The organism is Dolomitihabitans soli, assembly GCF_022213955.1.
Taxonomy (GTDB): Bacteria; Actinomycetota; Actinomycetes; order Streptosporangiales; family Streptosporangiaceae; genus Streptosporangium_A; species Streptosporangium_A soli.
Genome location: NZ_JAKNTW010000011.1, coordinates 1 through 14150 on the forward strand (window position 1 = coordinate 1; position 14150 = coordinate 14150).

Sequence of the window (14150 nt, forward strand, 5' to 3'; positions counted from 1 at the left end):
TCCGCTCGACTTGCATGTGTTAAGCACGCCGCCAGCGTTCGTCCTGAGCCAGGATCAAACTCTCCAAAAAATGCTTGGAAACTTCACCTGGCTGACATAAATGTCAACCAAAGGAATCCGTCACAATAAACGTGACGGGGTTGTGCATCATGCACTGGCTTTTTGAACACACTGTTGAGTTCTCAAGAAACGGACGCGTACACCGCCGAACCAGAACCACTCAGGTCCGATCCGATCGGAGGCGTGTACTTCCGCACTCTTATTTTACTATATCGAGTGATTCTTGTCAAATCGCTCGATTTTTTCTTGTTGTCCCGTTTCTGGGACAACCCCTCCAACTTACTCCATCATCTGGCCTGCACCAAATCGTGCTGATAGGCCCGAACCCGGGGTAAGGAGAGTGGGAGCAGCACCTCTCAGCGCCACAAGAGAAATCTTAGCACTCTCAGCGCGGCCCAAGGCTTCATCTTCAGTAACGATGAGGTCTACCCCTGGTTCAGGGTGGCTAAACATGCAGCACGCCCGGTGGCGGATCGCCCGGCAACCGCTCCCTGCTCGCACCCTTGCTGTCCAGGCCGATCCGGATGCCCAGGTGGGTTCGCCCGCTGATCGCCCGTCTCGGCACCGATGACGTCTGGCCAACCAGGGATCGCGAGGGTTCGCCGACGCACCCCGGCGTCACACCGAGGCCTGCTCCGCCACCACGGCACGCAACACGCCGCCGACGACCGTGAAGTCGCCCAGCGGCGTGACCAGGACCTCGGCCGGCCGGTCACGGCCCGACCCAATGCGCGCCGGGAGCCCGTGACCGGGGACCGCCACGCCGGGCCGCGATCAGGACCGCCCGAAATCCGGCACGGGGCCCACGACATCAACACAACGTGACGACCTGGGGGTCAGCCCTCGGGCAGGGCGGCCAGCTGGGCTTCAAGGCGTCTGATGTCCTCATCGGCCTGGACGGCGCGGGCCCGGACCCCTGCGACGACGTCGTCGGGAGCCTTGGCCATGAACTGCTCGTTGCCGAGCTTCCCCGCCGACTGCGCCGCGTCCTTACGGGCAGCCGCCAGATCCTTCTCCAACCGCTTCCGCTCGGCGACGACGTCGATGGTCCCCGCAGTGTCGATCTCCACCTCTACCGTGCCGATGGTCAGGCGGGCCGTGGGACTGAACGTGTCCGACGGCTGGTCGAGGCGGAGCAGTGTGCGGATGGCGAGCTCGTGCGGGGCGAGGGACGCGCCCGCGAGGGAGAGCCGGGCGGCCACCCGCTGACCGGGCTTGAGTCCCTGGTCGGAACGGAAGCGGCGGACTTCGGTGACCAGAGCCTGGACCTGGAGGATCTCGGCTTCGGCCGCAGGGTTCCGGTAGGCGGGGTCGGCCACCGGCCAGGACGCGACGACGAGGGAATCCCGGCCGGTCAGCGCGCGCCACAACTCCTCCGTCACGAACGGCACCAGCGGGTGCAGCAGCCGGAGCAGGGCGTCGAAGACATGGCCGAGGACGAGCCGGGTTCCGTCGAGGCCGGCCGAAAGCTGGATCTTGGCGAGTTCGACGTACCAGTCGCAGACCTCGTCCCATGCGAAGTGGTAGAGGAGGTCGGACGCCTTCGCGAATTCGAAGCCGGCGAGCGCGTCGTCGACCGACGCGATCACGGTCTGCAGGCGGGAGAGGATCCACCGGTCGGCGGCGGTCAGTTCGGCGGGCAGCGCGTCACTGACCGAGGCGCCGTTCATCAGCGCGAAGCGGGTGGCGTTCCAGATCTTGTTGCAGAAGTTGCGCGAGCCCCCCGCCCACTCCTCGCTGACCGCGACGTCGGACCCGGGGTTGGCGCCGCGAAGAAGAGTGAAGCGGGTCGCGTCGGCTCCGTAGCGCTCGATCCAGTCGAGCGGATCCACCACGTTGCCGAACGACTTGGACATCTTCTTGCCGTGCTGGTCGCGGACCATGCCGTGCAGGGCGACCACGCGGAACGGCGGCTGCCCGTCCATCGCGTAGAGACCGAGCATCATCATCCGGGCCACCCAGAAGAACAGGATGTCGTAGCCCGTGACGAGCACCGAAGTCGGGTAGAACTTCGCCAGTTCCGGGGTCTGCTCCGGCCAGCCGAGGGTCGAGAACGGCCACAGTCCCGAGGAGAACCAGGTGTCGAGCACGTCAGGGTCCTGAACGTAACCCGCCGGGGGCTCCTCGTCAGGGCCGACGCAGACGATCTCGCCTGCCGGGCCGTACCAGACCGGGATGCGGTGTCCCCACCAGAGCTGCCGCGAGATGCACCAGTCGTGCATGTCGTCGACCCACTCGAAGTAGCGTTTGGCCAGCTCGGGCGGGTGGATGGTGGTGCGGCCGTCGCGCACGGCGTCGCCGGCGGCCTTGGCGAGCGGCGACACGTTGACGAACCACTGCAGGGACAGCCTCGGCTCGACGACCGTCTTGCAGCGCGAGCAGTGCCCGACGGAGTGGAGGTAGGGCCGCTTCTCGGCGACGATCCGGCCCTCCGCGCGCAGCGCGGCGACCACGGCGGGCCTGGCCTCGAACCGGTCAAGCCCTTCGAAGGGACCGTGCGCGGTGATCACACCGCGCTCGTCCATCACGGTGAGGGAGGGCAGCGAGTGACGGCGGCCGATCTCGAAGTCGTTGGGGTCGTGCGCCGGGGTGACCTTGACCGCGCCGGTGCCGAATGCCGGGTCGACGTGTTCGTCGGCCACGATCGGGATCCGCCGCCCGGTGAGCGGGAGCTCCACCTCGCGCCCGATCAGGTGCGCGTAGCGTTCGTCGGCGGGGTGGACGGCCACCGCGGTGTCGCCGAGCATCGTCTCCGCCCGGGTGGTGGCGACCACGATGGCGTCGTCGCCCTCGCCGTACCTGATCGAGATGAGCTCGCCCTCGTCCTCGCTGTGCTCCACCTCGATGTCGGACAGCGCGGTCAGGCAGCGCGGGCACCAGTTGATGATGCGCTCGGCGCGATAGATGAGCTTCTCGTCGAACAGGCTCTTGAAGATGGTCTGTACGGCGCGCGAGAGGTTGTCGTCCATGGTGAACCGCTCGCGGGACCAGTCGACGCCGTCGCCGAGCTTGCGCATCTGGCCGAGGATCCGGCCGCCCGACTCCTCCTTCCACCGCCAGACCCGCTCCACGAACGCCTCACGGCCCAGGTCGTGGCGAGACATCCCGTCTTTGGCGATCTCACGTTCGACGACGTTCTGGGTGGCGATGCCGGCGTGGTCCATGCCCGGCAGCCAGAGGGTCTCCGCACCGGCCATCCGCGCACGGCGGGTCAGCGCGTCCTGGATCGAGTGGTCCAGCGCGTGGCCGATGTGCAGCGAACCCGTCACATTGGGCGGGGGAAGGACGATCGAGTACGGCTCGCGGTCGCTACCCGGGCTCGCGGTGAAGTAGCCCTCGGATACCCAGCGGTCATAGTTCCGGGTCTCGACTTCCGCGGGCGTGTACTGGGTGGGCAGCTCTGGCGTGGTCACGGTGGTTAATTCTACGGATGTCCACCGGCTCCCTTGCCCAAACTCAGGCGGACTTCTCCCGCGGCGCGCGCTGCTGCTTGGCCTGAAGCTGGTCACGGGGCACCAGCGTGGGGTTGACGTGCTCCAGCACGGACGCCCGATCGATGATCACCCGGGCGACGTCCTGTCGGCTGGGCACCTCGTACATCACCGAGAGGAGCACCTCCTCCAGGATCGCGCGCAGGCCACGTGCTCCGGTGCCGCGCAGGATCGCCTGGTCGGCGATGGCCTCCAGCGCGTCGTCACCGAACTCCAGCTCGACCCCGTCGAGCTCGAAGAGCCGCCGGTACTGCTTGACGAGGGCGTTGCGCGGCTCGGTGAGGATCTGGATGAGCGCCTCACGGTCGAGGTTGTGCACGCTCGTGATGACCGGCAACCGGCCGACGAACTCGGGGATCATGCCGAACTTGAGCAGGTCCTCGGGCATGACGTCGCCGAAGATGTCGGAGGCGTCGATCTCGTCCTTGGAGTGCAGGATGGCGTTGAAGCCGATCCCCTTCTTGCCGATCCGGGACTCGATGATCTTTTCCAGGCCGGCGAACGCGCCGCCGCAGATGAACAGCACGTTGGTGGTGTCGATCTGGATGAACTCCTGGTGGGGGTGCTTGCGCCCGCCCTGCGGGGGCACCGACGCCGTGGTGCCCTCGAGGATCTTCAGCAGCGCCTGCTGGACGCCCTCGCCCGACACGTCACGCGTGATCGACGGGTTCTCGCTCTTTCGAGCGATCTTGTCGACCTCGTCGATGTAGATGATGCCGGTCTCGGCCTTCTTGACGTCGTAGTCGGCGGCCTGGATCAGCTTCAGCAGGATGTTCTCGACGTCCTCCCCGACATAGCCCGCCTCGGTGAGCGCGGTCGCGTCGGCGATGGCGAAGGGCACGTTCAGCATCTTCGCGAGCGTCTGCGCCAGGAGGGTCTTGCCGGAACCGGTCGGACCCAGCAGCAGGATGTTGGACTTCGCCAGCTCGACACCGTCGTCGCGGCTGCGCTCGCCTGACTGCACCCGCTTGTAGTGGTTGTAGACGGCGACCGAGAGCGCCTTCTTCGCCTTGTCCTGACCGATGACGTAGGCGTCGAGGAACTCGTAGATCTCGCGGGGCTTGGGCAGGTTGTCCCACTTGAGCTCGGAGGACTCGGAGAGCTCCTCCTCGATGATCTCGTTGCAGAGATCGATGCACTCATCGCAGATGTACACGCCGGGCCCGGCGATGAGCTTCTTGACTTGCTTCTGGCTCTTTCCGCAGAACGAGCACTTCAGCAGGTCTCCCCCGTCGCCGATGCGTGCCACCCCAGATACTCCTTTGCGTGGGACCGCCCTGCTACCGCGGTCCGTTTCTTTCGTCCCGGCCCGATGCCGGATCCGAAAAGTCATCCCGCTCAGGTTTCGACGTTACCGTCTCCCAGGCCCTCAGTGAGCCCCCTGGCGGCGAGTCGCACCGGAACGTGCCCAATTGGGCACGGTTCCGGTGCGCGCGTCCCTGTTAAGAAGCGACAGCCTGCGCTCGCTTCTTCCGCGACGGGATGATGTCATCCACCAGGCCGTATGCCTTCGCCTCGTCGGCGCTGAGAATCTTGTCGCGCTCGATGTCGCGACGCACCTCGTCGGCGTCCTTGCCAGAGTGCCTCGCCACGATCTCCTCGAGGAGGGCCCGCATCCGCAGGATCTCCCTCGCCTGGATCTCGATGTCGCTTCCCTGACCGCCGCCCTCGGTGGAGGGCTGGTGGATCAGGACCCGCGCGTTCGGCAGTGCGAAACGCTTGCCCTGCGTGCCGCCTGCCAGCAGCACGGCCGCCGCCGACGCCGCCTGGCCGAGGCAGACCGTCTGGATCTCCGGCCGGACGAACTGCATCGTGTCATAGATCGCCGTCATCGCGGTGAACGACCCACCCGGCGAGTTGATGTAGATGCTGATGTCACGGTCGGGATCGAGCGACTCCAGTGTCAGGAGCTGGGCCATCACATCGTTGGCCGACGCGTCGTCGATCTGCACTCCGAGGAAGATGATGCGGTCCTCGAAGAGCTTGTTATAGGGGTTCATCTCCTTCACGCCGTACGTCGTGCGTTCGACGAACGAAGGGATGATGTATCGGCCGTTGATGTCTCCCGGCCGGATCAGCTCACTCACCTTATGCCCCTTCAGGAGACGGCGCCGGATGAGGGCACCTGCCGTGCGCTGCGGACGACCTGGTCGATGAAGCCGTAATCCTTGGCCTCGTCGGCGGTGAACCAGCGGTCACGGTCGGAGTCCTTCTCGATCTGGTCGAGCGGCTGGCCCGTGTGGTGGGCGATGCGCTCGGCCAGGGTCTTCTTGACGTAAAGCATCTGCTCCGCCTGGATGGCGATGTCGGCGGCGGTGCCGCCGATGCCACCCGAAGGCTGGTGCATCATCACGCGTGCGTGCGGCAGCGCGTAACGCTTGCCCTGCGCACCGGCGCAGAGCAGGAACTGCCCCATCGAGGCGGCGAGCCCCATGGCCACCGTGCACACGTTGTTAGGCACGTATTCCATCATGTCGTAAATCGCCATGCCGGCTGTCACGGAGCCGCCTGGCGAGTTGATGTACAGCCAGATGTCACGGTCGGAGTCGTCGGCGGCGAGGAGCAGCAGCTCCGCGCAGATTCGGTTGGCGATCTCGTCGTTGACCTGGGTGCCCAGCACGATGATGCGCTCGCGCAGCAGCCGCTGGTAGAGCTGGTCTTCGAGCCGGAACGAGCCGTTCGGCTGACTCATCGACTCAGGACCGGATCCGGTCGGCTGGAAGAAGGTCGGCGGGCTGGTCACAGCGTCACCTTCCGATGCGTCGTAATCGATTTTGGCTTTGCTTGTGACCCTAACGCGCGCCACGTACCGGACATGCCGCCTCCACGGGCTGTTCGCTGTCGGCGCAGGTAGCACACCGATGGGAATACGACGGCGCCCCGCCGCAGGTGCACGACGGGGCGCCGGTTCGCGTGGGTGAGCCTACTGCGCGGCGGGCTGCTCCGCAGCGGGCGCCTCGTCCTCGGACTCCTCCTCGGACGGCGGGTTGATCTCGGTGTAAATGGCCTTGAGGTCGACTTCGTTGCCGGCCTCGTCGGTCACCTTGGCGGCGTCGCCGACGACCGACTTGGCCTTGTCACGGACGATCTCGACCATGGCCAGCGTGAGCTGGTCGTTGTCGGCCAGGTGCTGCGCGAGGGTGTTGGGCGCGACGTTGAGCTCCATCGCGCGGCGCACCACGAAGTTGGTGAGCTCCGACTCGGAGACCCCCAGCTCCTCCTGCTTGGCGATCTTGTCGAGCACGAAGCCCGTCTTGAGCGCCTTCGCGGCGGCCTCGTCGAACTCCTTGTAGCGATCTTCCTCGGTGGTCTGGTAGAGGCGGAAGAACGCCTCCTTGCTCAGGCCGCTCTCGGCGATCTGGTGCTCGAGGTTGTGCTTGCGCGCGTCGATCTCGGTGGTGAGCGCGCTGTCGGGCAGCGGGATGTCCAGCTTGCCGAGCAGGGCGTCCATGGCCTTCTCACGGGCCTGCATGACCTGGTCGATCAGCTTGTTGCGGCGGACCTGCCCGCGCAGGCTGTCGCGGAGCTCCTCAAGCGTGTCGAACTCGCTGGCCAGCTGGGCGAACTCGTCGTCCAGCTCCGGGAGCACCTTCTCCTTGACCGACTTCACCGAGACCGTGATCTCGGCCTCCTCGCCGGCGTTCTCGCCGCCGACCAGGGTCGAGGTGAAGGACTTCTCCTCCTCCGCGGACATGCCTTCGAGCGTGTCGTCGAGGCCCTGGAGCACGGAACCCGCGCCGACCTCGTAGGACACCTCGCTCGCCTGCTGCTCCTCGATGTTCTTCCCATCGATCGCGGCGGCGAGGTCCATGACCACGTAGTCGCCGGTCGCGGCCGGGCGCTCGACACCCGAGAGGGTGGCGAAGCGCTGGCGCAGGGAGTCGAGCTGGGAGTCGATGTCGTCGTCGGCGACCTCGGCCGTCTCAACCGTGACCTCGATGTCGGCGAAATCGGGGACGTCGAAGTTAGGCCGGATGTCCACCTCGGCGGTGAACTCGACCTGCTCGCCGTCCTCGATCTTGGTGACCTCGATGTCCGGCTGGCTGACCGGGAAGATCTCGCTCTCGTCCACGGCCTGGCTGTACAGCTTCGGAACCGCGTCGTTGAGGGTCTCCTCCAGCACCACCGCGCGGCCGAAGCGCTGCTCGATGATGCGGGCCGGGACCTTGCCGGGGCGGAAGCCGGGCACGCGGACCTGCTGCGCGACCTTCTTGTACGCCGCCTGCATGCTTTCGCCGAGCTCCTCGAACGGCACCTCGACGGTGAGCTTCACCCGAGTGGGGCTGAGCTCCTCGACAGCGGTCTTCACGGGGTGGTCTCCTTGATCAAGCTTCGAGTGATCGCGGGCGCGTCAAGTCGTGCTTCTCCGGTCGAGTCCGTCTCACCTCGCGACGCCCCCGCCGTTCTCGGCTCGACTTCTTCTCCCGTTACGGCTACCGCGGCAAGCTCGCGCGCCGCGCCCACATGAGCGGCGCTGATTCCCATCTTCCGGACATGCACAGTCGTGGCGGGTGTCCAGCGCCGCTGACCAGTCTAGGGCAGATACGCACCGGCGAGCGACGATGCCGGCGTCAGATCTCCTTCATGATCTTGACAAGGATCTCCACGGTCTCATCAGGCGTGGTGCTCACGGCGCACAACCGCTCCATGACCTCGCTGTACCGGTCGACGTCCTCGCGCTTGTCAAGGTAGAGGGCGCTGGCGAGTTGCTCGACGTAGACGACGTCGGGCAGCTCGTTGTCCTGAAAGCGCAGCACGCTGTACGCGCCGCCCTCCGCACTGTGACCGCCGAAGCTGAACGGCATGACCTGGATCGTGATGTTGGGCTGGCGCATCAGCTCCAGCAGGTGCTCCAGCTGCGCGCGCATCACGTCGGCCCCGCCGATCGGACGGCGCAGCGCGGCCTCGTCGATGACCGCCCAGAAGAACGGCCCCTGCCCTTCGAGCACCCGCTGGCGCTCCATCCGCAGGTCGACGCGGCGGGCGATCTCGTGCGATCCGAGCCCCGCGGCGCCGGCCGTGATGACGGCCCGCGCGTACTCCTTGGTCTGCAACAACCCGGGGACGAACTGCACCTCGTAGGTGCGGATGCGGGAGGCGGCCTCCTCAAGGCCGACGTACGCCTGGAACCAGGAGGGAAGCAGGTCGTTGAAGCGGTGCCACCAGCCGGGTTCGTTGGCTCTGAGCACGAGGTCCATCACCGGCGTCCGGGCATCCTCGTCCTCCACGCCGTAGAAGGTGAGCAGGTCGGCCACATCGCGTTCCTTGAATCCGACGCGTCCGAGCTCCATCCGGCTGATCTTGGATTCAGACCCCCGGATCAGATGCCCGGCCTCCTCTCGGGAGATGCCCCTCGCCTCACGGAGGCGGCGCAGCTGCGAGCCTAGGAGGATACGCAGCGCCGTGGGACCGGCTCCCGGCTGTGTCTGCGTCACATCGCCTCCCTCAGGCTTAAGCCAGACACAGTGTCACTACTTCCGGCCTCGATGACAAGGTCTCAACCCCGTGTCCGATTCGCAAGCACCGACACGTAATCGCCCATGCGGCTGCACAATGCAACTGCACGTGCATTTGGGTCTTGCAGCGGACGTTCCCGGTGACCCATGATGGCCTAGTGCCATTTTGGGCTAATGGTGCACTCGACCTGAAAACGGCAATGGTCGCGGAGACTTCACGATGACAGCGGGAGGTATCGGCAGGATGGTGGAGGAGCCGACGTCCACTGCTGACTGCCTGCAGATTCATCGTCGTCTCCGGTTTCCGGACCTATTGCGGGGCAAGGCGTCGGAGACGGCCACCTGCCCGCTCCCGCCACAGGCCGACTCCGTGAAGACGGCTCGCGATGTGACACGCACCACATTGAACAACTGGGGCTTCTCCGATCTCGGCGATGACGCCGCCCTGGTGGTCTCCGAACTCGTCACCAACGCGGTCCGCTACGCCTCGTGCCTCCATCAGGCCACCGGCGATCTGCCGATAACCCTAATGCTCCTCCGTCTGGCCCCTCATGTCGTCCTCGCGGTTGCGGATCCGAGCGAAGTGGCTCCCGTTCCCAAGGAACCCGACTTCATCTCCGAGAACGGTCGCGGCCTCTACATCGTGGAGACCTACAGCCGGCACTGGGGCTGGGATCACCTCGACACCGGCGGCAAGGCCGTCTGGGCTCTCTTCAGCGCCGAGGGCTGAGCACTTCACACGCCCTCTTCAGCGCCGAGGGCTGAGCGCTTCACACGCGCCTCACAAGCACCGCATACACATCGCTCACGCGCCGCCGTACGGGCTGACCTCGATCGTCCGTACGGCTTCGCGGACCGCGTGGCCGGCGCCATCGATGATGGGCCGGCCTTCGTCTTGGTCGGGGCGGCGGGATTTGAACCCACGACTTCGTGCACCCAAAGCACGCGCGCTACCAAGCTGCGCCACGCCCCGTGAACGTCGGTGCGCGAACGCCCGTGAACTCCGGTACGCTTACGCCCTGACGACCGGATGAAGTCTAGACCAGACAACGACCGGCTCGCGCGGACGTAGCTCAATGGTAGAGCCCTAGTCTTCCAAACTAGCTACGCGGGTTCGATTCCCGTCGTCCGCTCCGAATAGTGAAAGGCCAGGTCAACCGATGTTCGGGGACCTGGCCTTTCGGCTTTTCCGAAGTTTCGACCTCGTGTCGCTTCGGTGCGAAACTGGGAAGACTCAGACGGGTCCGAGCGCCGATGCGACCCGGGCGCGGTCGGATTCGGGCAGGGCGGGGCCATGGAGATCGTGGGACGCGCGGGCCGGGAGGCGGCCTTCGGCGGCGGCGATCCACATCATCCGCTGGACGTAGCCTTCGAGGGGGTCGGTGAAGGTGACCTCCGCGAGGCGGTCCAGGCGGGCGGAGGCGGCCACGAAGTCGTCGTGGCGCCCCTGGTGATAGGCCGTGAGGACGGCGGCGGTCACGGGGACGGCCGCGGCCGCGATGCCCACCAGGGCGGCCTCGCAGCCCCACATCAGCGAAGGGCCGAACATGCGGTCCTCGCCCGTGACGGGCAGCCGGCCGGCGGCCTTGGCGAGGCCGATGGCGGTCTGACAGGCGACGGCGTCGTACAGCCGGGCCATCTTGATCGCGGCGACGCCGGGATGGGCGAGCAACGGCCGGAGGTGCTCGGCGGTGTAGGAGATCCGGCCGTCGCCGGGATAGAGGTCGAACACGATCAGCGGGATGCCCGCTTCGCGCCAGATCGCGTCGTGGTGGGCGAGCGGGTCGACGCCGGGCGGCGGCGGGAAGACCAGGAGCGCGTCGGCTCCGGCCGCCGCGCGGGCCATGGCGAGGGCGTCTCCCCCGCCGCCGACGCCCACGATCACGGGGACGCCGGTGGACTTGGCCGCGTCGAGCACCACACGCCGGGTCCCGGCGGAGAGGTACGGCCCGCGCCCGGTGTGCACGCACACGGCGAGCGCCCCGGCCCCGTCGGCGACGAGGCTGCGAAGATAGGGCTCCAGCGCCTCGTGCTCCACCTCGCCGTCGGCGTGGGCGGGAGTGAGCGCGGCGGCTGCGAGCCGCCAGCGTAGTAGTTCGCGCACCGAGGCCGCGCGATGGTCCATCTCCACCGGGAGTCCTGCCTGGTTATGAGTACGACGGATAGGGGTCCCGAACGTAATCGAGTGGAGCGCGGGCCCGCAAGCCGGGTTCGGGCCGCGCCGGTTGTCACACTGCCACCCGATAGAATACGGTCCAGACCGTAACTACGGACGTGCTCCTGGTTAGGATCGATCATGCGAATCGCGTTTGCCGGACTGGCCACCAGCCATCCCTACACCGACGCCCGGACGATCCGCGCGCTCACCGGTTGCGACCTGGTCGCCTGGGAACCGGAGGACGATCGTCTGGCGACCTTCACCGCCGAGCACCCGGAGGCCCGGCGTGCGGCCGACCTCTCCTCACTCCTGGCCACGGAGCCGGACGGCGTGGTGATCAGCACCCGGCCCACCGAGGTCGCCGACACGCTCGCCGCCGTCCTGGCCGCCGGGATCCCGTGCTTCGTGAACAAACCGGCCGCCACGACCGCCGCGCAGCTCGCCCGGCTGGCCGACGTCGTGGCCGTCGCGCCGGAACGGGTGATGACGACCTCCGTGCTGCGGTTCGCGCCCGCCGTACTGGATCTGGGACGGCGCCTGGACCGGGCCGGGGTGCTCGCCGTGCGCGCGACCGTACGGCACGACGTGGGGCGCTGGCTGACGGGCGGCACGCCCTGGCAGGACGATCCGGAGGTGGGCGGCGGCGCCGTGGTCACCATGGGGCTGCACGGGGTGGAACTGCTGGTCGCGCTGTTCGGGCCCGACGTACGGCTGACCGGGGTCGCGGCCTCGGTGCGCCGGTACGCCGGGCTGCGCAGCGAGGACACCGCCGTGATCACCCTGGAGTGGTCCGACGGGCTCCTCGGCACCGTCGAGATGCTGGGCGTGGCGGCGACGGAGACCTACCGGGTGACGGCGTACGGCAAGGAGGACGACCAGGAGATCGTCCTGCCCGGCGACGGCGACATGCTCGGCGGACTCGGCTACCGGGCCACCATCGACCGGTTCCTGGAGATGGTCGGCGGCGCTCCGAGCCCTGTCCCGTGGCGGCAGACGCATGCCGTGCTGAGCCTGCTGGCGGACGCCTCCGCACGGGCACGGAGCGACAGAAGAGCCTGAAACGGGTTTCCCCGGAGAGTGCGGGCGCGGACACTGGGTGAGGTGAGACGTACTCCCCGTAGACGTGGAGGCATGGTGAACAACGCCACCCGGGTCCTGCTCGACGAGTCGCGGATCCCGCACGCCTGGTACAACATCCTGGCCGATCTCCCTTCTCCTCCCCCGCCCCCGCTGCATCCCGGTACGCGCCGGCCGGTGGCGCCCGAGGATCTGGCGCCGTTGTTCCCGATGGAACTGATCGGGCAGGAGGCCACCGCCGACCGGTTCGTCGCGATCCCGGAGAGCGTGCGCGACGTGTACCGGTTGTGGCGGCCGACCCCGCTGATCAGGGCGAGGCGGCTGGAGCGCGCGCTCGGCACGCCGGCCCGCGTCTACTACAAGTACGAGGGCGGCTCCCCCGCCGGGTCGCACAAGGTCAACACCGCCGTCCCGCAGGCCTACTACAACGCCCAGCAGGGCATCCGGCGGCTGACCACCGAGACCGGCGCGGGCCAGTGGGGATCGGCGCTGGCCTTCGCCTGCGCGCAGTACGACCTGGAGTGCGAGATCTGGATGGTCCGCGCCTCCTATGACCAGAAACCGCATCGCAGGTCCCTGATGCGCGTGTACGGCGCGACCGTGCACCCCAGCCCTTCGGCGATCACCGGGGCCGGATCCGAGATCCTCGCGGCGGAGCCCGGGTCTCCCGGCAGCCTGGGGATCGCGATCAGTGAGGCCGTCGAGGCGGCCGGCGGGTCCGACGACACCCGGTACGCGCTCGGCTCGGTGCTCAACCATGTGCTGCTGCACCAGACCGTGATCGGCGAGGAGGCGCTGGAGCAGCTGGCGGCGTTCGGGGAGACGCCCGATCTGATCGTGGGATGCACGGGCGGGGGATCCAACTTCGCCGGGCTCATGTTCCCGTTCCTGCGGGAGAAGCTGGCGGGCCGGATCGACCCGGAGATCAGAGCGGTGGAGCCCGCCGCGTGTCCGTCCTTCACCCGGGGCACGTACGCCTACGACTACGGCGACGCCGCCGGGTTCACCCCGATGATGAAGATGTACACCCTCGGGCACGGCTTCGTGCCTGATCCGATCCACGCCGGCGGGCTCCGATATCACGGGATGTCTCCGTTGCTGTCGCACATGTACGACCTGGGGATGTTCGGAGCGGTGGCCAGGACCCAGCGCGAGTGCTTCGAGGCGGGACTCCAGTTCGCCCGCACGGAGGGGATCGTGCCCGCGCCCGAGCCGGCCCACGCGCTCGCGGAGACCGTGGCGGAGGCGCTGAGGTGCAAGGAGACGGGCGAGCGGAAGGTGATCCTCACCGCGTTGTGCGGGCACGGGCACTTCGATCTCACTGCCTATGACCGGTATCTGGCCGGGGACATGAAGGACGTCGCACCGGCTCAGAAGCGGATCGACCACGCGCTGGAAGGACTGCCCGCGACCGAGCCGGCCGGGTGAGCGCTCAGGAGAAGACCTCGGACTTCAGGTTCGCGGTCCGACAGGAAGGTCTTGAAGCCAGGCGGGCGAGGGAGCTTCGCCGACGAACTGGTGGAACACCTGCGTACAGAGCAAGATTCCTGACAGTCCGCTGGCAAAAACTCGCTTTTTTGACACACGCCGAGATTTCCCCACGTCGGGAAGATCCTCCTTGAATAGACTCTCCGTCCGACGAGTCAGATCCCCCCACATCACCATCGGGGGTATCCCCATTCCCGTCACCGGTCAAGAAACAGGCAAAGCACGGCAGGAGATGACGGTGACCGATTTCGACGGCGTCCTGTGCAGCGGGCTCGACGGACTCAACTGTGCGGGCCGCCCGGCCAGAGCCGCCCTCTCCGTCACGGTCGCCGAGAACGACTCGGGCGGCGCCCCTCCGAAACCGACGACGCCGGGCCACCGGCACCACACACCCGGGGCCGACGGCGTATGAGCCTCGAA

At 67.3% G+C, this 14150-nt stretch carries 12 protein-coding genes, 2 tRNA genes and 1 rRNA gene; 5 read left to right on the plus strand and 10 right to left on the minus strand.

Annotated features, from left to right (window positions below):
- From MBA17_RS23615 to MBA17_RS23650, 8 genes are all read right to left on the minus strand, one after another.
- Nucleotides 1-70, minus strand: a 16S ribosomal RNA gene (locus MBA17_RS23615); the annotation flags it as partial.
- Between the two features lie 608 nt (nucleotides 71-678).
- Nucleotides 679-822: a hypothetical protein gene (locus MBA17_RS23620; RefSeq protein WP_238498741.1), complete on the minus strand. Its 144-nt coding sequence runs from the start codon at nucleotides 820-822 to the stop codon at nucleotides 679-681.
- Between the two features lie 74 nt (nucleotides 823-896).
- Nucleotides 897-3473: a valine--tRNA ligase gene (locus MBA17_RS23625; RefSeq protein ID WP_238498742.1), complete on the minus strand. Its 2577-nt coding sequence runs from the start codon at nucleotides 3471-3473 to the stop codon at nucleotides 897-899.
- A gap of 43 nt (nucleotides 3474-3516) precedes the next feature.
- Nucleotides 3517-4800 (minus strand): ATP-dependent Clp protease ATP-binding subunit ClpX, encoded by a 1284-nt coding sequence (gene clpX, locus MBA17_RS23630; RefSeq protein WP_238498743.1) that lies wholly within the window; start codon nucleotides 4798-4800, stop codon nucleotides 3517-3519.
- Nucleotides 4801-4993: 193 nt separating this feature from the next.
- Nucleotides 4994-5638, minus strand: a complete 645-nt coding sequence (locus MBA17_RS23635) for an ATP-dependent Clp protease proteolytic subunit (protein WP_455432828.1) — start codon at nucleotides 5636-5638, stop codon at nucleotides 4994-4996.
- Between the two features lie 11 nt (nucleotides 5639-5649).
- The gene (locus MBA17_RS23640) at nucleotides 5650-6294 is read right to left on the minus strand and encodes a ClpP family protease (protein WP_455432829.1); all 645 of its coding nucleotides are present in this window, start codon (nucleotides 6292-6294) and stop codon (nucleotides 5650-5652) included.
- A gap of 180 nt (nucleotides 6295-6474) precedes the next feature.
- Complete coding sequence (tig, locus tag MBA17_RS23645; protein WP_238498744.1) at nucleotides 6475-7860, minus strand: trigger factor; 1386 nt, start codon at nucleotides 7858-7860, stop codon at nucleotides 6475-6477.
- Nucleotides 7861-8122: 262 nt separating this feature from the next.
- Complete coding sequence (locus tag MBA17_RS23650; protein WP_238498745.1) at nucleotides 8123-8986, minus strand: helix-turn-helix domain-containing protein; 864 nt, start codon at nucleotides 8984-8986, stop codon at nucleotides 8123-8125.
- A gap of 265 nt (nucleotides 8987-9251) precedes the next feature.
- On the opposite strand from MBA17_RS23650, the gene MBA17_RS23655 reads away from it, so the two are divergent.
- On the plus strand, nucleotides 9252-9737 hold the full coding sequence (locus tag MBA17_RS23655; protein ID WP_238498746.1) for an ATP-binding protein: 486 nt from the start codon (nucleotides 9252-9254) through the stop codon (nucleotides 9735-9737).
- 166 nt (nucleotides 9738-9903) lie between these two features.
- Here the strand turns inward: MBA17_RS23655 and MBA17_RS23660 are convergent.
- Nucleotides 9904-9980: transfer RNA gene (locus MBA17_RS23660), tRNA-Pro, on the minus strand.
- Between the two features lie 89 nt (nucleotides 9981-10069).
- Here MBA17_RS23660 and MBA17_RS23665 point away from each other — a divergent pair.
- Nucleotides 10070-10140, plus strand: a tRNA-Gly gene (locus MBA17_RS23665).
- Nucleotides 10141-10241: 101 nt separating this feature from the next.
- On the opposite strand, the gene MBA17_RS23670 is transcribed toward MBA17_RS23665, so the two are convergent.
- On the minus strand, nucleotides 10242-11132 hold the full coding sequence (locus MBA17_RS23670) for a dihydrodipicolinate synthase family protein (protein ID WP_238499022.1): 891 nt from the start codon (nucleotides 11130-11132) through the stop codon (nucleotides 10242-10244).
- A gap of 171 nt (nucleotides 11133-11303) precedes the next feature.
- On the opposite strand from MBA17_RS23670, the gene MBA17_RS23675 reads away from it, so the two are divergent.
- The 3 genes from MBA17_RS23675 (at nucleotide 11304) to MBA17_RS23685 (ending at nucleotide 14142) form a co-directional block, all read left to right on the plus strand.
- Entirely contained in the window at nucleotides 11304-12224 is a 921-nt protein-coding gene (locus MBA17_RS23675) for a Gfo/Idh/MocA family protein (protein WP_238498747.1), read from the plus strand.
- A 72-nt stretch (nucleotides 12225-12296) separates the two neighbouring features.
- On the plus strand, nucleotides 12297-13670 hold the full coding sequence (locus tag MBA17_RS23680; RefSeq protein ID WP_238498748.1) for a TrpB-like pyridoxal phosphate-dependent enzyme: 1374 nt from the start codon (nucleotides 12297-12299) through the stop codon (nucleotides 13668-13670).
- 298 nt (nucleotides 13671-13968) lie between these two features.
- Nucleotides 13969-14142 (plus strand): hypothetical protein, encoded by a 174-nt coding sequence (locus tag MBA17_RS23685; protein ID WP_238498749.1) that lies wholly within the window; start codon nucleotides 13969-13971, stop codon nucleotides 14140-14142.
- The last annotated feature ends 8 nt before the right edge of the window (nucleotides 14143-14150 follow it).

Coding starts and splice junctions, on each gene's coding strand:
- MBA17_RS23655 (WP_238498746.1), top strand. CDS start 9,252: ATGGTGGAGGAGCCGACGTCCACTGCTGACTGCCTGCAGATTCATCGT.
- MBA17_RS23670 (WP_238499022.1), bottom strand. CDS start 11,132: ATGGACCATCGCGCGGCCTCGGTGCGCGAACTACTACGCTGGCGGCTC.
- MBA17_RS23675 (WP_238498747.1), top strand. CDS start 11,304: ATGCGAATCGCGTTTGCCGGACTGGCCACCAGCCATCCCTACACCGAC.
- MBA17_RS23680 (WP_238498748.1), top strand. CDS start 12,297: ATGGTGAACAACGCCACCCGGGTCCTGCTCGACGAGTCGCGGATCCCG.